Annotated in this window: 22 protein-coding genes; 16 read left to right on the top strand and 6 right to left on the bottom strand. The window is 71.4% G+C overall.

The features are described from left to right. The first annotated feature begins 35 nt into the window (after positions 1–35). The 12 genes from D9C15_RS16460 to D9C15_RS16515 all read left to right on the top strand — a co-directional run bounded on the left by D9C15_RS16460 (position 36) and on the right by D9C15_RS16515 (position 12,209). Positions 36–494, top strand: a complete 459-nt coding sequence (locus D9C15_RS16460; protein WP_127999165.1) for a VOC family protein — start codon at positions 36–38, stop codon at positions 492–494. Between the two features lie 302 nt (positions 495–796). Beyond that, entirely contained in the window at positions 797–1,978 is a 1,182-nt protein-coding gene (locus tag D9C15_RS16465; RefSeq protein WP_127999167.1) for an ABC transporter substrate-binding protein, read from the top strand. 21 nt (positions 1,979–1,999) lie between these two features. Continuing rightward, positions 2,000–2,857, top strand: a complete 858-nt coding sequence (locus D9C15_RS16470) for a branched-chain amino acid ABC transporter permease (RefSeq protein WP_127999169.1) — start codon at positions 2,000–2,002, stop codon at positions 2,855–2,857. After that, on the top strand, positions 2,854–3,819 hold the full coding sequence (locus tag D9C15_RS16475) for a branched-chain amino acid ABC transporter permease (protein WP_164886750.1): 966 nt from the start codon (positions 2,854–2,856) through the stop codon (positions 3,817–3,819). Before D9C15_RS16470 ends, D9C15_RS16475 begins: the two co-directional genes overlap by 4 nt. Further along, entirely contained in the window at positions 3,816–4,559 is a 744-nt protein-coding gene (locus D9C15_RS16480; RefSeq protein WP_240668435.1) for an ABC transporter ATP-binding protein, read from the top strand. Before D9C15_RS16475 ends, D9C15_RS16480 begins: the two co-directional genes overlap by 4 nt. Before the next feature lie 2 nt (positions 4,560–4,561). Continuing rightward, positions 4,562–5,275 carry an ABC transporter ATP-binding protein gene (locus D9C15_RS16485; RefSeq protein WP_127999173.1) on the top strand — a complete coding sequence of 238 codons (714 nt, stop codon included), beginning with the start codon at positions 4,562–4,564 and terminating at the stop codon, positions 5,273–5,275. Positions 5,276–5,294: 19 nt separating this feature from the next. Then, positions 5,295–6,494 carry a cytochrome P450 gene (locus tag D9C15_RS16490; RefSeq protein ID WP_127999175.1) on the top strand — a complete coding sequence of 400 codons (1,200 nt, stop codon included), beginning with the start codon at positions 5,295–5,297 and terminating at the stop codon, positions 6,492–6,494. A gap of 21 nt (positions 6,495–6,515) precedes the next feature. Then, the gene (locus D9C15_RS16495) at positions 6,516–6,839 is read left to right on the top strand and encodes a 2Fe-2S iron-sulfur cluster-binding protein (RefSeq protein WP_127999177.1); all 324 of its coding nucleotides are present in this window, start codon (positions 6,516–6,518) and stop codon (positions 6,837–6,839) included. Then, positions 6,840–7,424: a MarR family winged helix-turn-helix transcriptional regulator gene (locus D9C15_RS16500; protein ID WP_127999179.1), complete on the top strand. Its 585-nt coding sequence runs from the start codon at positions 6,840–6,842 to the stop codon at positions 7,422–7,424. Beyond that, positions 7,411–8,637, top strand: coding sequence for an NAD(P)/FAD-dependent oxidoreductase (locus tag D9C15_RS16505; protein ID WP_127999181.1), 1,227 nt, complete (start codon positions 7,411–7,413; stop codon positions 8,635–8,637). Before D9C15_RS16500 ends, D9C15_RS16505 begins: the two co-directional genes overlap by 14 nt. Before the next feature lie 165 nt (positions 8,638–8,802). Beyond that, complete coding sequence (locus D9C15_RS16510) at positions 8,803–10,710, top strand: proprotein convertase P-domain-containing protein (protein ID WP_127999183.1); 1,908 nt, start codon at positions 8,803–8,805, stop codon at positions 10,708–10,710. A 17-nt stretch (positions 10,711–10,727) separates the two neighbouring features. Continuing rightward, complete coding sequence (locus D9C15_RS16515; protein ID WP_164886751.1) at positions 10,728–12,209, top strand: calcium-binding protein; 1,482 nt, start codon at positions 10,728–10,730, stop codon at positions 12,207–12,209. 30 nt (positions 12,210–12,239) lie between these two features. Here D9C15_RS16515 and D9C15_RS16520 read toward each other — a convergent pair whose 3' ends face one another. Further along, positions 12,240–12,713, bottom strand: a complete 474-nt coding sequence (locus tag D9C15_RS16520) for a MarR family winged helix-turn-helix transcriptional regulator (protein ID WP_127999187.1) — start codon at positions 12,711–12,713, stop codon at positions 12,240–12,242. A gap of 46 nt (positions 12,714–12,759) precedes the next feature. After that, positions 12,760–13,197 (bottom strand): nuclear transport factor 2 family protein, encoded by a 438-nt coding sequence (locus D9C15_RS16525; protein WP_127999189.1) that lies wholly within the window; start codon positions 13,195–13,197, stop codon positions 12,760–12,762. Positions 13,198–13,259: 62 nt separating this feature from the next. On the opposite strand from D9C15_RS16525, the gene zwf reads away from it, so the two are divergent. Further along, entirely contained in the window at positions 13,260–14,726 is a 1,467-nt protein-coding gene (gene zwf / locus D9C15_RS16530) for a glucose-6-phosphate dehydrogenase (protein ID WP_127999191.1), read from the top strand. A 1-nt stretch (position 14,727) separates the two neighbouring features. Beyond that, positions 14,728–15,132 (top strand): hypothetical protein, encoded by a 405-nt coding sequence (locus D9C15_RS16535; RefSeq protein WP_127999193.1) that lies wholly within the window; start codon positions 14,728–14,730, stop codon positions 15,130–15,132. A gap of 7 nt (positions 15,133–15,139) precedes the next feature. Here the strand turns inward: D9C15_RS16535 and D9C15_RS16540 are convergent, their stop codons facing one another. Then, complete coding sequence (locus D9C15_RS16540) at positions 15,140–15,505, bottom strand: hypothetical protein (protein ID WP_127999195.1); 366 nt, start codon at positions 15,503–15,505, stop codon at positions 15,140–15,142. Positions 15,506–15,710: 205 nt separating this feature from the next. Between D9C15_RS16540 and D9C15_RS16545 the strand changes: the two genes are divergently transcribed. Continuing rightward, positions 15,711–16,613 (top strand): DMT family transporter, encoded by a 903-nt coding sequence (locus D9C15_RS16545; protein WP_127999197.1) that lies wholly within the window; start codon positions 15,711–15,713, stop codon positions 16,611–16,613. Then, positions 16,610–17,362 (top strand): pirin family protein, encoded by a 753-nt coding sequence (locus D9C15_RS16550; RefSeq protein WP_127999199.1) that lies wholly within the window; start codon positions 16,610–16,612, stop codon positions 17,360–17,362. The genes D9C15_RS16545 and D9C15_RS16550 overlap by 4 nt, the downstream gene beginning before the upstream one ends. On the opposite strand, the gene D9C15_RS16555 is transcribed toward D9C15_RS16550, so the two are convergent. The 3 genes from D9C15_RS16555 to ccoG form a co-directional block, all read right to left on the bottom strand. Next, positions 17,337–18,227, bottom strand: coding sequence for a LysR family transcriptional regulator (locus tag D9C15_RS16555; protein WP_127999201.1), 891 nt, complete (start codon positions 18,225–18,227; stop codon positions 17,337–17,339). The genes D9C15_RS16550 and D9C15_RS16555 overlap by 26 nt on opposite strands. 3 nt (positions 18,228–18,230) lie before the next feature. Further along, positions 18,231–19,142 carry a LysR family transcriptional regulator gene (locus tag D9C15_RS16560; protein ID WP_127999203.1) on the bottom strand — a complete coding sequence of 304 codons (912 nt, stop codon included), beginning with the start codon at positions 19,140–19,142 and terminating at the stop codon, positions 18,231–18,233. Positions 19,143–19,386: 244 nt separating this feature from the next. After that, the gene (gene ccoG / locus D9C15_RS16565) at positions 19,387–20,802 is read right to left on the bottom strand and encodes a cytochrome c oxidase accessory protein CcoG (protein WP_127999205.1); all 1,416 of its coding nucleotides are present in this window, start codon (positions 20,800–20,802) and stop codon (positions 19,387–19,389) included. Positions 20,803–20,810 lie beyond the last annotated feature (8 nt).

The raw sequence follows: 20,810 nt of genomic DNA on the forward strand, positions 1-20,810 counted from the left end.
CGCATGCACAACCACCACGACGTTGAGGACGTTGAATGATCTCAGGCGCAAGGTACGGACATACCAACCTCATCGCGAAAGACTGGAGAGCGCTCTCGCGCTTCTATCAGGAGCAGTTCGGCTGCACACCGGTGCCACCCGAGCGCGACTTCAAGGGGAAGGACCTGGAGAGGGGGACGGGCATCGCCGGCGCGGAGCTGCGCGGTGAGCACCTGCGGCTGCCGGGGCACGGCCCCGAGGGGCCGACGCTGGAGATCTTCAACTACAAGGTCCTGGAGGACAGGCCGGACGTTGCCGTCAACCGGCCGGGCTTCGGCCACATCGCGTTCGTCGTGGACGACGTACCCGCTGCCCGGGACGCGGTACTCCAGGCGGGAGGGCGCCCGGTCGGCGAGGTCGTCACGCTGACCAACGCGGCCGGGCAGAGGCTGACCTGGGTCTACGTGACCGATCCGGAAGGAAACGTCCTCGAGCTGCAGTCGCGCCCGAAGTAGTCCGCGGCGCCATGGGGTGACGGCTACTCGACCGCGCAACAGGTCCAGCCATGGCCTCGGCCGCGCCGGCGACAGTCGTCTTCAGTGCCACCGTCCACTCAGGGATGGCTCGACAGTGCACGCTGTCGTCTCGGCGCCAGGCCGCCTGCTCGCCGATGAACGCGGTGGCCCGAGCCCAGGGCCGGGTTTACCCGCCTCTTGGTTGATATACCAATTGGTTGACATACCAACCGTTTGCTCCGACCATTGCGCCAGATCAACACGCGCCCTGCTCGACTGCGGCGCACCTCCTCGGAGACACCATGAGCCTGAACACCCGTCGCGGCACGCTGGCCTTCGCCGCCGCCCTCGCGCTCACCTCGCTCGCCTCGGCCAAGGTCGCCGCGCAGACCGTGAAGATCGGCATCGTCGGGCCGTTCTCCGGCCCGTTCGCGCACTACGGCACGCTGTTCAAGAACGGCGCCGAGGCCTACATCGCCTCGCAGGGCGGCAAGCTCGCCGGCCAGGACGTGGAGCTGATCTACCGCGACACCGGCGGTCCCAACCCCGGCCAGACCAAGACACTGGTGCAGGAGCTGATCGTCAAGGACAAGGTCGACTACCTCGGCGGCTTCGTCTTCACGCCGAATGCCTTCGCCGTCGCACCGCTGATCCAGCAGAGCCAGACGCCGACGGTGATCTTCAATGCGGCCACGTCCTCGATCACCGACAAGAGCGAGTTCTTCATCCGCACCAGCTACACGCTGTGGCAGGTGACGGTGCCGCTGGCCCAGTGGGCAGCGAAGAGCGGCATCAACAAGGTCGTCACGGCCGTCACCGACTATGGCCCCGGCATCGATGCGGAAACCGCCTGGAAGAGCGAATTCACCAAGCAGGGCGGGACGGTCGTGGAAAGCATCCGCATGCCGATCGCGACCACCGACTTCGCGCCCTTCGTGCAGCGCATCAAGGCCAGCGGCGCCCAGGCGGTCTACACCTTCCTGCCCGGCGGCCCACCCAACCTCGGCTTCGTGAAGGCCTACAACGAGAACGGCCTGGCCAAGGCCGGCGTCCGGTTCCTCGGGACGGCCGAGATGGACGAGTTCGACCTGCAGAAGTTCGGCGACTCCGCACTCGGGCTGACCACGGCCTTCCACTACTCGGCGGCACACGAGTCGGCCGCCAACAAGGCCTTCGTCGCCGCGCTGAAGAAGAAGGATCCCAATGCCATCGCCAACTATGCGGCCGTGGGCGCCTGGGACGGCATGTTCGTCATCCACAGGATGATCGAGGCAACCGGCGGCAAGAAGGACGGCCTGAAGGCCATCGCGGCCGCCCGCTCGCTGCAGTGGGAAAGCCCGCGCGGCCCTGTGCGCATCGACCCGAAGACGCGCCACATCGTGCAGAACGTCTACCTGCGCAAGGTGGAGAAGGCAGGCGGCACGCTGGTCAACAAGGAAGTGCAGAACTTCGGGCCGCAGATCGACTTCGGTCTCGACAAGTAACGGCTCGCCTGGGCGACCGAGATGCAACTGCTGGCCAATGTGCTGATCGACGGCGTGGCCTACGGCATGGTGCTGTTCATCATCGCCGTGGGCCTGTCGGCCACGCTCGGCCTGATGCGCTTCGTGAACCTCGCGCATGGCGCCTTCGCGATGATCGGCGGCTATGCGGCGGCCCTGCTCACCCGCGAGGCACAGTGGAGCTTCTGGCTGGCGGTGCCGGTGGCGCTGGCGCTCACCGCGGCGGCCGGCGCGCTGCTCGAGTCGCTGGTGCTGCGCCATCTGTACCGCCGCAGCGAACTCGAGCAGGTGCTGTTCACGATCGGCCTGACCTTCTTCCTGATTGCGCTGACCAATGCACTCGCGGGGCCGCAGGTGCAGCTGATCACCTTGCCGCCGCTGCTGGCGCAGCCGGTGGACCTGGGCTTCCGCACGCTGCCCGCGCAGCGCTTGCTGGTGATCGGCGCAGGCATCGTGGTGGCCGCTGGCGCGGCCTGGACGGTGACGCGCACGCGCTTCGGCGTCTGGCTGCGTGCCGCCGTCGATCATCCGGACACCGCGGCCACACTGGGCATCCCGATCCGCACGGTGCAATGCGCCAGTTTCGCTGCCGGTGCTGCACTGGCCGGGCTGGGCGGCGTGCTGGGCGCCGAGCTGATGCCGCTGGAGCCGTACTACGCGCTGAAGTATCTGGTGCTGGTGCTCGTCGTCGTCGCGGTGGGCGGCATGGGCAGCCTGCCCGGCTCGCTGCTCGCCGCCCTCGTGCTCGGCACGGTGGAGACGGCGAGCAAGTACCTCGCCTCCGACTGGGGGAGCCTGTTCTTCTTCCTCGCCATGGCCGTGCTGCTGGCATGGCGTCCCGACGGCTTGCTGAAACGATGAACGGCACCGATTCGCAGGCACCGCGCATGGCGCCCCCCTGGCGCGCGCCGCTGATCCTGCTGGGCATCGGCCTCATCGCCTGGTGGGCCCTGCCCGATCAGCTCGGCCTGCTGACCCGCATCGCCATCACCGCGCTGTTCGTGCTGTCGCTCGACCTGGTGGTCGGCATCGCCGGACTCGCCACGCTCGGGCATGCCGCGCTCTTCGGCGCCGGCGCCTATGCGGCCGGCATCTTCGCGCTGCGCGTCCACGGCGATCCGCTGATGGGGCTGGCCGTCGGCACGGGCGCCGGCGCGCTGCTGGCGCTGGCATCCGGCGCCTTCCTGCTGCGCTACCACGGCTTCACCTTCCTGATGCTGACCGTGGCGATCGCGCAGATCCTGCTCAGCCTGGCGCAGAAGGCGCGCGACTGGACCGGCGGCGACGACGGCCTGTCGGGCTTCATGATGGGGCCGCTGCTCGGGCGTTTCGCCTTCGACCTCGAGGGCCGCACGGCGGCGCTGTATGCGCTGGGCGTGCTCGTCGTCGGCTATTACGTGGCGCGCCGCGTGGTCGATTCGCCGTTCGGCCTGGCGGTTCGCGGCATCCACGAGAACCGCGCCCGCATGGCCGCGCTGGGCACGCCGGTCACGACGCGGCTGCTCGCCACCTACACCTTCGCCGGTGCGCTGGCCGGCGCGGCCGGCGCGCTGTCGGCGCAGACCCATGCCATCGTCGCGCTGGACAGCCTGTCCTTCGCGCTCTCGGCCGAGGCGCTGGTGATGCTGATCCTCGGTGGTGCCGGCCGCCTGCACGGGGCGCTGATCGGCGCGGCGATCTTCACGCTGCTGCACCACACGGCGGCATCGATCAATCCGTACCACTGGCTCTTCATCATCGGCGCAGCGCTGATGGCGGTGGTGCTGGTGCCGCCGCAGAAGGCCTGGGGCTGGCTGCGTGCGCGACTGGGGTGGAAGGCGTGAGCCAGGTGCTGCTCGAAACCCGCGCGCTCGACAAGCGCTACGGTGGCCTGCACGTCACGCGCCAGGTCTCCTTGCTGATGCGTGCCGGCGACCGGCTGGCGCTGATCGGCCCGAACGGCGCGGGCAAGACGACGCTGGTCAACCAGATCAGCGGCACGGTGGCGCCGAGCTCCGGCAGTGTCTGGCTCGACGGCGAGGACGTGACGCGCCGCTCCCAGGCGCAGCGTGTGCGCGCCGGCCTGGCCCGCACCTTCCAGATCACCACCCTGGCGCCGCACCTGCCGGTGCAACGGCAGGTGGAGCTGGCCCTGTTCGAGCGCGAAGGGTTGACGGGTCGCTTCTGGCGCTCGATCGACGGCTATCCGGCGCTGGCCGCCGAAGCGCGCGCGCTGCTGCAGCAACTCGGCCTGGGCGCGCACGCGGGCTGGCCGACCGAGCGGCTGGCCTACGGCGAACGCCGCCTGGTGGAGATGGCGCTGGCACTCGCGCTGCGGCCGAAGGTGCTGCTGCTCGACGAGCCGATGGCGGGCGTGCCGCAGGGCGAAGGCACGCGGCTGCTCGCCGCGCTCGATGCGCTGCCGAAGGAACTGGCCGTGCTGATCATCGAACACGACATGGACCTCGTCTTCCGCTTCGCCAGCCGCATCGTCGTGCTGGCCGAGGGCGCGGTGATCGCCGACGGCGCGCCGGCCGAGATCCGCGGCGACGCGCGCGTGCGTGCCGCCTACCTGGGGCAATGAGCATGGCCGCGCCGCTGCTCGAACTGCACGACGTGGTGGCCGGCTACGGCCCGATCACGGTGCTCAACGGACTGTCCTTCTCCGTGGCGCCGAAGGAGAAGCTGGCGATCATCGGCCGCAACGGCGTCGGCAAGACCACCGCGCTGGCCGCGGTGATGGGCCTGGCCGAGCTGCACGGCGGCCGCATCGTCTTCGACGGCGAGGATCTGGCCGGCCTCGCGCCGCACCAGCGCGCGGCGCGCGGGCTCGGGCTGGTGCCGCAGACGCGCGACATCTTCCCCTCGCTGACGGTGGAGGAGAACCTCGTGGCCGGGCTGAAGCGCCGGCCGCGCCGTGCGATCGACGAGGCCTACGCGCTCTTCCCGCGCCTGGCGGAGAGGCGGCGCCACGGCGGCGCGCAGCTCTCCGGCGGCGAGCAGCAGATGCTGTCGGTGGCCCGCACGCTGCTCGGCGCGCCGCGCCTGCTGCTGCTGGACGAACCGCTCGAAGGCCTGGCGCCGCTGATCCGCCAGGAGCTGCTGGCCGCCTTCGCCCGCATGAGCCGCGAGCACGGCATCACGGTGGTCATCGTCGAGCAGCAGGTGCAGGAAGCACTCGGCTACGCCGACCGCGCCCTGGTGCTCGAGCGCGGCGCCGTGGCCCACGAATCGAGCGCGCCGGCGCTGCGCGAGGACACCGCGACGCTGGAGCGCCTGGTCGGCGTGGCGGTGCACTGAAGGAACTGGAGGAGAGGCGATGAACGAGACCGCGAACATGCCCGTGCTGGACATCGATCCCTACGCGACGGAGAACCTGCTCGATCCCTATCCGATGCACGAGCGCATGCGCGAGGCCGGCCCGGTGGTCCGGCTCGCGCCCTATCCCACCGTGGTGGCCTGCGCCCGCCACGAGCAGGTGCACGCGGTGTTCAACGACCACGCCACCTTCATCTCCGGCGCGGGCGTCGGCCTGACCAACTTCAACCTGGAGACGCCGTTCCGGCCGAAGAGCCTGATCCTCGAGGCCGACCCGCCGCTGCACACGCAGACCCGCGCCGTGCTCTCCCGCATCCTCAGCCCGAAGGCGGTGATGCAGATCCGTGCCACCTTCACCGCAGTGGCGGAGAAACTGGTCGAGCGCTGCGTCGAGAAGGGCACGATCTGCGGCATCCACGATCTGGCGCAGATCTATCCGCTGAAGGTCTTTCCCGATGCCGTCGGTGTGGGCGACGACGGCCGGGACAACCTGCTGGTCTACGGCGACCTCGTCTTCAACTCGATGGGCCCGCGCAATGCGCTGCTGGCCCGGTCGGCCGAGCGCATGGGACCGGTGACCGAGTGGATCATGTCGAACTGCCAGCGCGAGCACCTGCGCCCCGGCGGCTTCGGCGATCAGATCTACCAGGCCGCCGACGCCGGCGAGATCACCCACGAGCAGGCGCCGTTGCTGGTGCGCTCGTTCCTGTCGGCCGGCGTGGACACCACCATCAACGGCCTCGGCAATGCGCTGTTCGCGCTGGCGCACCACCCCGAGCAGTATGCGAAGCTGCACGCCGACGCGTCGCTCGCCCGCCCGGCGTTCGAGGAAGCCCTGCGCTGGGAATCGACCGCGCAGACCTTCTACCGCACCGCGGTGCGCGACTGCGAGATCGCTGGCGTGCCGGTGGCCGAGAACACCAAGGTGCTGTGCATGCTCGCCGCGGCCAACCGCGACCCGCGCAAGTGGCCCGACCCCGACCGCTACGATATCGAGCGGCGGCCGAGCGGCCACGTGGCGTTCGGCGCCGGCATCCACGGCTGCGTCGGTCAGGCGGTGGCTCGGCTCGAAGGCGAAGTGGTGCTGACGGCGCTGGCCAGGCGCGTCAAGCGCATCGAGCCTGCCGGTCAGCATACCCGCCGCCTGAACAACACGCTGCGTGCCCTCGACACCTTGCCCCTGCGACTGATTCCGGCCTGATTCCTGCGAGCGAACCTCACCATGCCCGACATCACCTTCATCCTGGCCGACGGCAGCGAGCGCGGCCTCGAGGCGCCCGAGGGCGTCAGCGTCATGGCCGCGGCCACCGGGGCCGGCGTGCCGGGCATCGTCGCCGAGTGCGGCGGCTCGGCGATGTGCGCCACCTGCCACGTCTACGTCGACGACGCCTGGGCCGACGAGCTGCCTGCGCCTCTGGCCAACGAGCTGGAGATGCTCGAGTGCACTGCCGCGGAGCGGCAGCCGAACAGCCGGCTGTCGTGCCAGATCAAGCTCACCGCCGCGCTGCAGGGGCTGGTGGTGCGCATCCCGGAGCGCCAGCAGTAGATGGCCACGAGCCCGCGCGCCAAGGCCACCCGGCCGACGCTGCCGCCGGACGAGGCGGCGCCGACCAACGTCGACCTCGAACGCTACGTTCCGGCCTTCCTGACCTGGATCGCCAACAAGCTGTCGCGCGGCGCCTCGCAGAACTACCTGGCGGTGTTCGACGTCGGCATCGAGACCTGGCGCTGCCTGGTGCTGTTGGCCATCCACGGCTCGATCTCGGCCCAGCAGGTCTCGCGCATCATCGGCATGGACAAGGCCTCGGTGAGCCGATGCTTCAAGAGCATGCAGGCCAAGGGCCTGATCGCGATGGGCCTGGATGCCGACGACGGCCGCCTGCGCATCGCCACGCTGACGAAGAAGGGCCGCGCGCTGCACGACCAGATCCTCGGCGTGGCGCTGGAGCGCGAGCGCGCCTTCCTGTCGGTGCTGACACCGGCCGAGACCGAGACCTTGATCGGGCTGCTCAAGCGGCTGCACGAGAACCTGCCGGCGGTGGAGACCGCCACCGCGCGCTACGTGGCGCAGCGCTTCCCGAAGGCGGCGAAGCGCGGTGCTGCACGCGAGGCCCACGATGGCGACGAGTGAACCCGACGGACCGATCGTGATCGTCGGCGGCGGCCACGCCGGCGCCGCGCTGTGTGCTGCGCTGGCCGCCGCAGGACTCGACAGCCGCACCCATCTCGTCTGCGCCGAACACGATCTGCCCTACCAGCGCCCGCCGCTGTCCAAGGCATTCCTGAAGAACCCCGGCGAGGCGGTGCAACTGCATCGCCACGAGGCCTGGTACGCCGAGTCGGGCATCACGCTGCACCGCGCCGACCCGGCCCTGGCTATCGACCGCGCGGCCCGCACGCTGACGCTGCGCTCGGGTGCGGTGCTGCGATACGGCTGGCTGGTGCTCGCCACCGGCGCCGCGGCGCGCACCGTGCCGGCCTTGCCCGCCTCGCTGGCCAACGTGGCCGTGCTGCGCAGCGCCGCCGATGCGCTGCGCCTGCGCAGTCTGCTCGACGCCGCACGGCGCGTGACCGTGCTCGGCGGCGGCTTCATCGGCCTGGAGATCGCCGCCACCGCCGCGCTGCTGGGCAAGTCGGTCACCGTGCTGGAGGCCGCACCGCGCCTGCTGCAGCGTTCGGTGTCACCGGAGCTGGCCGAGCACGTGCTGAACGGACACCGCGCCGTCGGCACCGATGTGCGGCTGGGCGTGGCGGTGAGCGATTTCGTGGTCGAGGGTGACCGGCTCGTCGCCCTCTCGGTCGACGGGCGTCGCGAACTCGTCGAGCTGCTGGTGATGGGCATCGGTGCCACGCCGGAGACCTCGCTCGCGCAGGCGGCCGGGCTGGTGTGCGACAACGGCATCGGCGTCGATGCCTGCCTGCAGACCTCCGACCCGTCCATCCTGGCCATCGGCGACTGTGCCAACTTTCCCGAGCACGGCACCGGGCGACGCCTGCGCCTGGAGTCCGTGCAGAACGCCAACGACCAGGCGCGCACCGCGGCAGCGACCATGCAAGGCCGACCGGAGCCGTATCGGGCCGTGCCCTGGTTCTGGTCGGAGCAGGGATCCATGCGCCTGCAGATGGTCGGCCTGATGCCGCCGGATGCCAGGCGCGTGCGCCGGCCAGGCCCGACACCGACCAGCTTCTCGTTGCTGCACTACCAGGGTGACCGACTGGCGTGTGTGGAAAGCGTGAATGCGCCGCTCGACCACATGACTGCGCGCAAGCTGCTGGAGGCGGGCAGGAGCCCTGCACCGGAGCTCGCGGCCGACCCTGCCGTGCCGCTCAAGCACCATCTGTAGCTCACGGTGGCTCCGGCCGGCACGCGAAACGCCGGTCTCGAACGCCCCGGCCGAGGCGATGCCTGCATGGCGGTGCCATGTCCGGTCTGGTGGGTTCGGCACGTACTGGAGAGCAGGAACGGTCCGGCGCGGCGCGCCGTCACCTCAGCCCACCAGGAGCCACGCATGAACAGGTCGATCTCGCTTCGCTCGCTTTGCAGCCTGGGGCTCGCCGTGCTGGTCGCCATGGCCCTGGGTTCGCCGCCGCGATCCCTCGCGCACGAGCGCGACGGCGACGATCTGCGGGACGCCCGACCCGCGCCGGGGTGGCTCTTCTCCGGCCGCGGTGCGGGGGGCGTGATTCCCGACGGCATCGGCACCAACATGTCGGGTGCGCCCTTGCGCTCGACCATCGTGGTGCCGCGCCACTTCTCCGGTCCCGTCACGACGGTCTGGGTGGAGTTCGATGGGCTGGCGCACACCTGGCCCGGCGACCTCCGTGCGCGCCTGATCCACCCCGACGGGACGACGGCGATGGATCTCTTCAGCCGTCCGGGCCGGGGCGCCGGCGAGTTCACGATCTCGAGCACCTTCGGATTCGGTGCGGACTTCGTCGCCACGAACAAGTACACCTTCGCGGACAACGGAACGATCCTGTTCCTGCCCCACCCCCTGGCCGGCCCGCCGGGGGGCTGGCAGGAAGGCCCGTCGATCTCGTCGGGAACCTTCCGCCCCACGTCGAACCCGAACGCGCCCGACGCGAATGCGCTCGACTACATGTACACGCCCGCCTCGTTTGCACGCACCTTCGGGGGCAAGCGGGCGGATGGCGCGTGGACCCTGGAGATCACCGAATGGGCGGGCGACGAGACGGGATCGCTGCGGGGATGGACGCTGAACATCTGCTCGGGAACCTGCCCCGCCGCGCGGCCGGCCGCCGGCGACGAGTTGCTCAGGCTCACGGCCTTCAGTCCGGGCCTCGGGTGGAGTTTCGGCGAGAGCATCGCGGTGGACCGATCGACTGTCGTCGTGGGTTCGCCCAGCTATGGCGGCGGCGGCGGATTCTCGGCCGGAGCGGCCTATCTGTTCGACGCGACGACGGGGCGGCAGACGGCGCTCCTGCCACCCACCAACGACGCAGCCGGCTTCGCCCGATTCGGCCATGCCGTGGCCATCGATCGCCACACCGTGCTGGTGGGCGCCCCGCGTGACCGCATCGACGTCATCGGCGCCGGCTGGCCGACCGGTTCGGTCACGGTGTACGACGTGCGGGACCGGGACCGGCCCGTCGAACGGATGAAGCTGCTTCCCGGCGACGCCGACGGGAGCGTGGCGTGGGAGTTCGGCACCTCGGTGGCGGTCCGCGGAAAGCTGGCCGCCGTGGGTGCCTACGTGGGCAACGGACTGCATGCGAACGGCAAGGTGTACCTGTTCGACCTGGCCACGGGAGACCAGCTCGCCGCGTTCACGGCGTCGGACACCGTGACGGGCGATGCCTTCGGCCGGCAGCTCGCGATCAGCGGCAACACGCTGCTCGTCTCCGCGCCGGTCAAGGACGGTGACACCGGCGCCGTCTACGTCTTCGACGTGAGCAACCCGCATCATCCCGTCCAGCGCCACAAGCTCACCGCCGCCGATGCCGGTGACGGCCGGTTCGGCCATGCCCTCGCCATCGACGGCGACCGGATCCTCGTGGGAGCGCCATGGGTGCGCAGCGGGGAGGCGTTCATGGGCGCGGCCTACCTGTTCGATGCCAGCTCGGGGCGCCGGCTGGCCAGGCTGACGGCTTCCACCCCGCCCACGAGGTCATTCAACTTCGGCTGGTCGGTCGCGCTCAGGAACAGGACGGCGGTGGTCGGGGTTCCCTTCTCCGACGGCCCCTTCGGACTGTCTTCGGGTTCGGCCTATGTCTTCGACATCGGCGAGCCGCGCCGCTCGGTCGAGGTCCTGACGCTCGCGGCCTCGGACGCCGAGGACTCGGACTGGTTCGGACTCGCTGCCGCGATGGACGGCGACAGGATCTTCGTCGGCGCGACGCAGATCTTCACCAGCGCGGGGAAGGTGACGGTCTTCCAGGCACCCGGGCGTCCATGACGCAGGAGGAGCATTCCATGCCCGTGCAAGTCACCCACACCGCGACGACGATCCACTACACGAGCGTCAACCAGGCCTGGCTCATCGCGCCTGGCGTCAACGCCGGCGGTTCGGTCTCCAGCGTCTTCGCCGGCTCGACGCTCGTGAACTACGGCAACCTGATGGGCGACACCATCGCTGCCGCGTACTTCGTGGAGCCCGATGTAGTCGTCCACAACATGGCCGGCGCCCTCATGGCCGGCTTCAGGGCACTGTCCGTCGCTTCCGATCGGAACGAGATCCGCAACGAAGGAACCATGCACGCCTTCGCGGAGCACGGCATCCATGCATTGGGTGCATCGAACCACGTGTCGATCACCAATTCGGGCTCGATCACGGGCACGCTGAGCGGCATCGCGATCTCGTCCGGCTCTGCGCTCGTCGTCGACATCACCAACACCGGCACCATCTCGTCCGACGGCAAGGGGGTGTGGTTGCTGAACGCGACGGGCGCTCAACCCGTGATCACCAACAGCGGCACCATCAAGGGGGGGACGCATTCGGTGCTGGCCGAGAACGGTGACCGGCTGATGGTCACCAATACCGGCCGGATGATCGGAGACGTGGTCGGCACCTCGACCGATCAGAGAGATTTCGTCGACAACAACGGCACGGTCATCGGCAACGTGCGGCTGGGCTCGGACGCCGACACCTACCAGGGCACGGGCACGGTGTCGGGGGCCGTGTTCGGCGAGGACGGAAACGACACGCTCGCGGGGGGACTGGGCGCTGACCGCCTCGACGGCGGCAGCGGGTCCGATCGGCTCAGCGGCAATGGCGGCAACGATCGGCTCGACGGCGGTCCGGGGTCCGATCGGATGACCGGCGGGGCAGGGAACGACATCTACCTCGTGAACGCCACCACCGACGTCGTCAGCGAGTCCAGCACCAACGCCACCGAGATCGACACGGTGCTGAGCGCGGTGACCTGGACGCTCGGCCCCAACCTGGAGCGGCTGACGTTGACGGGCTCGAGCGCCCTCAACGGAACTGGCAACGCGCAGGCCAACACGATCACCGGCAATGCCGGCGCGAACTCGTTGAACGGCGGCTCCGGCAACGACACGCTCAACGGTGGGTCAGGCAACGACAGACTGAACGGCTCCGCCGGCAACGACTCGCTGGTCGGCGGCGCCGGGCTGGACAGCTTTGTCTTCAACAGCACGCTGCACGCGGCCGGCAACGTCGACCGCATCGGTGACTTCAACTCGGTGGACGACCGATTCCTGCTGGAGAGCGCGGTGTTCACGGCGTTCACGGGCACCGGGGCGATCGATGCGGCGACCTTTCGTGCCAGCGCCAGCGGCACGGCCGCTGACGGCAACGACCATGTGCTGTACGACACCGACAGCGGACAGTTGTTCTACGACGCGGACGGCAGCGGCGCGGGCGCCCGCGTGCTGTTCGCCGTCGTCAGCGTCGGCACCACGATCATCGCGTCGGACTTCTGGGTCACGTGAGCGTTGCCCGGGTCGTGCCGGCCGGCCGGTTCACTCCATCGTCGGTGCCCGGCTCAGCTCGTTGTTCGCCGTGACGAGCTGCCTGAGCATGCGCATGAACTCGGCGCGTTCGGCCTTGGGCAGCGGCTCGAGCATGCGCTCCTGCGCGCGCCGCATGCCGGGCAGCACCGACTCGAGCGCCTGCTGGCCGGCGGGCGTGAGGGTCAGCAGGCGCACCCGCCGGTCCTGCGGCGAGACGGCGCGCTGCAGCAGCGCGCGGGCCTCGAGCCGGTCGATCACCGCGGCGATGGTCGAGGTGTCGAAGCCGATCGCACGCGCCAGGCTGCGCTGGTCGATGCCGGGCTGGTTGCAGACGGTCTGCAGCGCGGCGTACTGCACCGGCGTGATGCCGGTGGCCTCGGTCTCCTGCAGGAAGATCGCCACGGCGATCTGCTGCAGGCGGCGGATGTAGTGGCCCGGCAGCTCGTCGAGGTCGACGCCGGCGCCGGTGGTCTTCTTGCCCATGGTAGCGGCGATGATATCCCTGCACTGATCGTCAGCCGGGTGACGATCACGACCATTCCAGGCCCAGCAGGCGCCACTGGCCGTCCTCGCGCTGCCAGCGCAGCCGCACCGCATAGGGCTCGACGCGCTCGGGCAGCAGCCCCTGCGCACCGACCAGCAGCACCTGCGCCTCGGTGAGGCCGAGGTGCGGCGCGGTCGGGTCGACCGTGCTGCGCCGCACCGGCGCGACGATGCGCACGTTCGGGTAGCGCAGGAACACCAGCGTCATCGTGCGCCGCGCCCATTCGCGGCCGGGCTCGCCCTGCACCACGGCGCCACGGTCCAGCAGGGCCAGCACGGCGGCGCTGTCGCGCGCCTCGAGCGCGTCCTGCAGGCGCTGCACGGTGGCCTCGAGCGCGGCCTGCGGGTCGTCGCGGCTGCAGGCGGCGGGCAGCGCGAGCAGCAGCAGGTGGCGGCGCGTCAGGGTGGCGGGCGGTTCGTGCATCGCGAGGTGTCTCCAAGTACGATTCTTGCGTACCGGCGCCGCCAGGTGGATGGAGGTCTCCGATGGCTCGCAAGATTCCCCCCGGCGTCGGCCCGCGCAGCCCGCAGGTCGTCGTGCTGTTCGGCGCCACCGGCGACCTGGCGCGGCGCAAGCTGCTGCCGGGGCTGTTCCACCTCGCCAGCGCCGGCTTCATCCCGGGCTGCCGCATCGTCGGCGTGTCGCTCGACGACATCGATGCCGAGGCCTTCCGCGCCATCGCGCGCGGCGCGCAGGAGGAGTTCGGCAGCCGGCAGCTCGACGACGCGGCCTGGCAGGCCTTCGCCGCCGGCCTCGACTACGTGCCGCTGGCCGCCGGCGCGCCGGTGCTGCGCCAGGCGGTGGACCGGGCCGAGCGCGCGCTCGGCGCCGAGTGCCAGCGCCTGCACTACCTGAGCGTGCCGCCCTCGGCCGCGCTGGCCGCGGTGCGCATGCTCGGCGGCGCGGGGCTGGTGGAGAACTCGCGCATCGTGATGGAAAAGCCCTTCGGCACCGACCTGGCCAGCGCCGTGTCGCTGAACGCCCGGCTGCACGAGGTGTTCCGCGAGGAACGCATCTACCGCATCGACCATTTCCTCGGCAAGGAGCCGGCGCAGAACATCCTCGCGTTCCGCTTCGCCAACGGCCTGTTCGAGCCGATCTGGAACCGCAACTTCATCGACCACGTGCAGATCGACGTGCCGGAGACGCTCACCGTCGGCAAGCGCGCGCCGTTCTACGAACAGACCGGCGCCTACCGCGACATGGTGGTGACGCACCTGTTCCAGATCCTCGGCTTCATGGCGATGGAGCCGCCCACCTCGCTGGAGCCGCAGCCGATCAGCGAGGAGAAGAACAAGGTGTTCCGCAGCATGCTGCCGATCAGGCCCTCGGACGTGGTGCGTGGCCAGTACAGCGGCTACCGCGACGAGCCCGGCGTCGACCCGCAGTCCGAGACCGAGACCTTCATCGCGCTGAAGTGCTTCATCGACAACTGGCGCTGGGCCGGCGTGCCCTTCTTCCTGCGCACCGGCAAGCGCCTGGCGCAGGGGCAGCGCATCATCTCGATCGCCTTCCGCGAGCCGCCCAAGAGCATGTTCCCGCCCGGCTCGGGCGTGGGCGCGCAGGGGCCCGACCACCTCACCTTCGACCTCGCGGACGCCTCGAAGATGTCGCTCAGCTTCTACGGCAAACGTCCCGGACCGGGCATGCGGCTGGACAAGCTGAGCCTGCAGTTCGCGATGCACGACACCGGGCTGATGGGCGAGGTGCTGGAGGCCTACGAGCGCCTGATCCTCGACGCGATGCGCGGCGACAGCACCTTGTTCACCACCGCCGACGGCATCGAGCGGCTCTGGCAGGTGTCTGCGCCGCTGCTCGAGTCACCGCCGCCGGTGCGGCTGTACGAGCCGGGGTCGTGGGGGCCGAAGTCGATCCACCAGCTGATCGCACCGCACGCCTGGCGCCTGCCGTTCGAGCGGGCCTGGCGCGATCCGAACGGCACGGGGGCCTGAGGTGTCGAGAGCGATCCGACTGCCGCTCACGCTGGCCGCCGGCGTGATGCTCGGCTGCGCCAGCCCCGCCGGCGGCGATGCCGAGTACGGCCCGAAGCCGGCTGACCCCACCCGCATCATGCAGGACTACCTGCGTGTCCAGCTGAAGGACCCGCTGTCGGCACAGATGCAGATGCGTGCCGTCGGCCGCATCACCACGACCCGGGCGTCGCTGCTCGTGCCGGCCCGCTACGGCTGGGGCATCTGCGCGGACGTCAACGCGAAGAACGCGTTCGGCGGGTACACCGGCTTCAAGCCGGTGCTGGTGATCTGGCGCGCCGGCGCGGGTGTGCTGGAGGGCTGGATCTCGAACAGCGCGATCGAGGAGGCCGCCGCCCAGGCGGGCTGCCGCCACGTGGGCGGCTGAGTCCGTCTCACTGCGCCGCGACGGTGGCGCGCAAACCGCCCGCCTGCTCGGCCAGCGCCTGCTCGGCATGCACCCGCTGCGCCTCGGCGCGTGCGCTGTCTTCGGAGCTCACCACGATCGGCGTGCTGCGCGCACCCGCCGCATAGGCGCGCACGGCCTGCTGACGCGCCTGCCACTGGGCCAGGCGCTGCTGCTCGTGCGCCGCGGCGCGGTAGTCGCCGACCGAGACGACGCCGGAGACCGAGCCGTACGGGACGAGTTGATGCTGCTGCGCCGCGAGCGCACGGGCCTCGTCGGTGCCCGACTGGGCGGCAGCGGGGCCGGCAAACACGATGAAGGCGGCGGAGAGGGTGGCGAGGGAGAAGGTCTTCATGGTCGTTTCCTTTCGGTGGGTTGTCGCGTCTGCGATGACTCCAATCTAGGAACCGCACCGCCCGCGACCAAGGCGCCATGCGCGAAAGCTCCATTGCGCCGCGGCCAACAATCGCGCCGGCCCGGTCGATTCGACGCGCTGCAGAAACACAGTGCTTCCGCCGCGCCGCTGGCGGCGCCGCCCCTGGCTTCCTACGCTGCGCGGCATGAACAAACCCTCCTCGACCTGGCCGCTGCTCGTGGCCACCGGCCTGGTGCTCGGCACCGGCGTGCCGCTGGCGCGCCTGGCCGGACTCGCCGGCGCGAGCCCGCTGGCCTTCGCGTTCTGGCCCACCGCCGCCGCGGGCATGCTGCTCGCCTTGCTGGCCTGGCGGCGCCATGGCCCGCCGCGCCTCGGCGCGGCGCTGCTGCGCTTCGGCCTGATCGCCGGCGCGCTCGGCCACGCGCTGCCGATGACGGCGCTGTTCTGGCTGTCCGGCCAGCGCGGCGCCGGGCTCAGTGCACTGGCCTTCACCTTGCCGCCGGTGTTCACGCTCGCCTTCACGCTGCTGCTGCGCCTGGAGGCCTGGCAGGGGCCGCGTGTCGCCGCGGTCGCCACCGGGCTGACCGGTGCGCTGCTGCTGGTGGGCGGCCGGCGCATCGACGGCGCACCCGACATGGCGGCGGTGCTGGTGCTGCTGGCGGTGCCGGCGATGATCGGCGCCGCCAATGTCTACCGTGCCCGGCACTGGCCGCCGGGCGTGGCGGGGCAGTGGCTCGGCGCGCTGACGCTGCTGGCGTCCGCGCTGCTGCTCGGGCTGCTCGCGCTGGCCAGCGGCGCCGCGCCCTGGCCCGAGGCGCCGGCCGCGCAGGCCTGGCTCGCCGTCCAGGCGCTCGCGCTGGTGGGGGGCTACCTGCTGTACTTCCGGCTGCAGCGGCGCGCCGAGCCGGTGACCTTCAGCCTGATGGGCTACGTGATGACGGCCACCGGCGTGGCCGCCGGCAGCTGGCTGTTCGACGAGCGCCTCGGCCTGGCCACCGGGCCCGCGCTGCTGCTGATCGTCGCGGCCCTGGCCCTGATGCGGCGCCATCCGGCCCTGCCGCCGGCCGCGGCCGGGGTGCGGGCATGAACGCAGCAGGATGGACGCTGCGCCGCGGGGCGGCACGCGGGCGGCTGCACAACGACTGGCTCGACGCGCGCTTCAGCTTCTCCTTCGCCGACTGGCGCGCGCCGCAGGGCGACCGATTCGGCGTGCTGCGCGCCCTCAACGAGGACGTGGTGCAGCCCGGCCGCGGCTTCGCGATGCACCCGCACCGCGACCTCGAGATCCTGATCCTGCCGCTCGAGGGGCTGGTCGAGCACCGCGACAGCCAGGGCCGGCACGCGCTGGTGCGGCCCGGCGAGGTGCAGCTGATGCGCGCCGGGCACGGCATCGCGCACAGCCAGATGAACCCGCAGGCCGGCCAGGTCGACCGGCACCTGCAGATCTGGGTCGAGCCGCGCCGGCACGGCCTCGCGCCCGGCGTGTGGCAGCAGGCCGTGCGTGCACCTGCCCCCGGGGCCTGGCAGGTGTTCGCCTCGTCCGACGGACGCGACGGCAGCCTCGTCGTCGAGCAGGACCTGTGCATCGCGCTCGGCCTGGCGGGCGAGGGGCAGCGGCTCGCCTGGCAAGGCCGCCCCGGGCGCAGCCAGTACCTGCACCTGGTCGACGGCCAGGCCGAGGTGCAGGTCGGCGAGGCGCCGCCGCTGGTGCTGGCGCCGGGCGACGCGCTGGCCTTCGACGCGCCCGCACCGGCCGGCACGGCCACGGGCCTGCCGCAGGCGCGCTGGCTGCTGTTCGACCTGCCGTCGGTCAGCCCTGCGCCAGGCGCTGCCTGAGGAACTGCACGAACGCACGCACCCGCTCGGGCAGGTGCTCGCGGCTCGGGTAGACGGCCCACACGCCGCGCGGCTCGACCCGGTGCTCGGGCAGCACCGCCTCGAGCCGGCCGTCGGCCAGTGGCGCGGCCATCATCGGCACCGGCACCAGCCCGACGCCGGCGCCGCGGATCATCGCGTCCACCAGCAGCAGGCTGTTGTCGGCGCGGACGCGGCCGCGCGGCTCGACCTCGTGGCGGCCGTCCGGGCCGTCGAACTGCCAGCGCAGCGCATCGCTGCCGCCGAGGTAGGGCAGGCAGTCGCGCGCCACCAGCTCGCGCGGGTGCGCGGGGCGCCCGACCCGGTCCCAGTAGGCCGGCGCGGCGGCCACACGCCGCTGCATCACCATCAGCGGGGCGGCCACCAGCGAGGAGTCGTCGAGCTGCGCCTGCCCGCGCACGGCCAGGTCGACACCCTCGCGCAGCAGGTCCACCGGGCGGTCCGACAGGCGCAGCTCGAGCTCGACGCCGGGGTGTTCGTCCTGGAAGGCGTGCAGCTGCGGCGCCAGCAGGCACAGCGTCAGCGAGACCGGCGCGGCGACCACCAGGCGCCCGCCGATGGCGCCGCGGCTGGCCTGCAGCGCCGCCAGCGTCTGCTCGGTGTCCGCCAGCACGCGGCGCGCGTAGGCGTAGAACTGCTCGCCGGCCTCGGTCAGCTGCATGCGCCGCGTGGTGCGCGCCAGCAGGCGGCTCGCGGTCCACTCCTCGAGCGACTGCACGGTCTTCGTCACCACCGAGGGCGAGAGGTCCAGGTCGCGTGCGGCTGCCGCCAGGCTGCCGGTCTCGACGACGCGGCAGAAGCAGCGCAGGGCCTCGCGCGAGTCCATGGTTCAGCCGCCCGTCGCGCGGTTCTGCGCGAACCAGCTGCCCCACCAGTCCAGGCAGGCGCGGATCTTCGGCAGGCGCTGGCGCGCGCCGGCCATCACGGCGTGGATCGGCACCGGCTGCGGATCGACCAGCGCCGGCAGCACCGGCACCAGGCGGCCGGCGTGCACCAGCGGATCGCCCACTAGCGAGGCGAGGCGGCCGATGCCCAGGCCGTCGAGCACCATGTCGGCGGCCAGGCCGGTGTCGTTGGTGCGCCAGTCGCCGTCGGCCGGCCACTGCAGCGAGCGGCCGTCGACCACGAAGGGCCAGGCGTTCAGGTGCGTGGCCGCGCTGTTGGTCACGAGGCGGTGCTGCGCCAGCTCCTCCGGCCGCTGCGGCAGGCCGGCGCGGGCCGCGTAGGAGGGGGCTGCATAGAGGGCGCGGCCGAGCTGGCCGAGCGGCCGCGCGACCATGGTCTCGGGCACCGTGCGCATGGTGCGGATCGCGATGTCGATGCCCTCGCGCGCCAGGTCGACGAGCCGGTCGCTGACCTCCAGGTCGACCTGCAGGCGCGGGTGTCGTGCGTGCAGCCCGGCCAGGCTGGGCAGCAGCAGGTACTTGGCGATCACCGTGCTGGCGGCCACGCGCACCCGGCCGCTCGGCTCGGCCGCCTTGCGGGCGAACTCGCCGGCCAGCTCGTCCAGCGTGCCGGTCAGGCGCCGGCAGTACTCGAGGAAGGTAGTGCCCTCGACCGTCAGCGCCAGGCCGTGCGTGGAGCGGTGGATCAGCCGCGCGCCGCAGGTCTTCTCGATGCGCGAGAGGGCGCGCGAGACCTGGCTGACCGGCACGTCGCGCTCGCGCGCCACCGCCGACAGCGTGCCCAGCGTCGCGACGCGGGCAAACAGCTTGAGGTCGTCGAAGGCGAGCGAGTCCATGGACCGCCATGGTAGTGGGGCGGTGTTGCAGGTGCCGCAACACCACTTTGGCGGCGCCGGGCTGTCGCGCCGTTCGGCCGCTGCCTACAGTGGCTGCACCCCCTCACCAGGAGCCTGCCATGCACCCGACCGACCGCCTTCACGATGCCGCCCGCGCCCGCGCACTCGAGCTGCGTGCGCAGGCGCAGCAGGCGTTCTGGTCGGGCCTCGGCCGCGCCTTGCGCCGCGCCTGGGCCCTGCTGCGTCAGCGCGGCACGACGAAGGTCGACTTCTCGCGCAGCGTGCGCGGCGCGTCGTCGCCGTCGGCCATGCGGCGCAGCTCGAAGTGGATCTCGTGGGCCCCGGGGCCCGCGGCGCCCGCGCCCTCGGGCGGCACGCGCAGCGCCAGCGTGACCCAGCGCGCCTGCGCCGGGCCGAGCCGCAGCTCCACCGGCGCGGCCAGCGCCAGGCCGGGCAGCCCGTCGGCGCGCACGGTGTAGCGCTGCTCGCGCTCGGTGGCGTTCATCAGCTGCAGCCGGTAGACGTTCTCGATCTGGCCGTCGTCCACGAGGCGCGCCAGCGTGGCGCGGTCGCGCACGATGTCGGCCTTGAACGGGGTGCGCAGCGCGAGGCTGGTGCCGACCGCAGTGACGATGGCCAGCAGCACCGCGCCGTAGACCAGCACGCGCGGCCGCAGCACCCGGCGCAGGCGCTGCGCGGCGCCGAGCTGCTGCGCCAGGCCGTTGAGCGTGTCGTAGCGCACCAGGCCGGTGGGCAAGCGCAGCCTGGTCATCATCGAATCGCAGGCGTCCACGCAGGCGGCGCAGCCGATGCACTCGTACTGCAGGCCCTTGCGGATGTCGATGCCGGTCGGGCAGACCTGCACGCACAGCCCGCAGTCGACGCAGGCGCCCTGCGCGGCGGCCCCAGGGGCCTCGTTGCGCGTGCGGGCGCCGCGCGGCTCGCCGCGCTGCGTGTCGTAGGTGATGATCAGCGTGTCGCGGTCGAACATCGCGCTCTGGAAGCGCGCATGGGGGCACATGTACTTGCACACCTGCTCGCGCATGAAGCCGGCATTGCCGTAGGTGGCGAAGCCGTAGAAGAAGGTCCAGAAGGTCTCCCAGCCCGACAGGTCCAGCGCCAGCGCCGAGCCCGCCAGCTGCCGCACCGGCGTGAAGTAGCCCACGAAGGTGAAGCCGGTCCATAGTGCCAGCGCGATCCAGGCGGCATGCTTGCCGCCCTTGCGCAGCAGCTTGGCCGCGCTCCACGGCGCGGCATCGAGCTTCATGCGCGCATTGCGGTCGCCCTCGACGCGGCGCTCGATCGCCATGAACAGCTCGGTGTAGACGGTCTGCGGGCAGGCGTAGCCGCACCACAGCCGCCCGGCCACCGCGGTGAACAGGAACAGGGCGTAGGCGCTGATCAGCAGCAGCGCGGTCAGGTAGACGAAATCCTGCGGGTAGAGCACGAGGCCGCCGACATAGAAGCGGCGGGCCTCCAGGTCGAACAGCACCGCCTGGCGGCCGTTCCAGCTCAGCCACGGCAGGCCGTAGAACACCAGCTGCGTCAGCCAGACGGCGGCCCAGCGCCAGCGCTGGAACAGGCCCTGCACGGCGCGCGGGTAGATGCGCCGGTCGGCGGCGTACAGCGGGACGGACGTGGGCACGGCAGGGCTTGACATGGGGAGAC

Origin of the sequence: Piscinibacter defluvii, assembly GCF_004011805.1 — a bacterium.
GTDB lineage: Bacteria > Pseudomonadota > Gammaproteobacteria > Burkholderiales > Burkholderiaceae_C > Piscinibacter > Piscinibacter defluvii.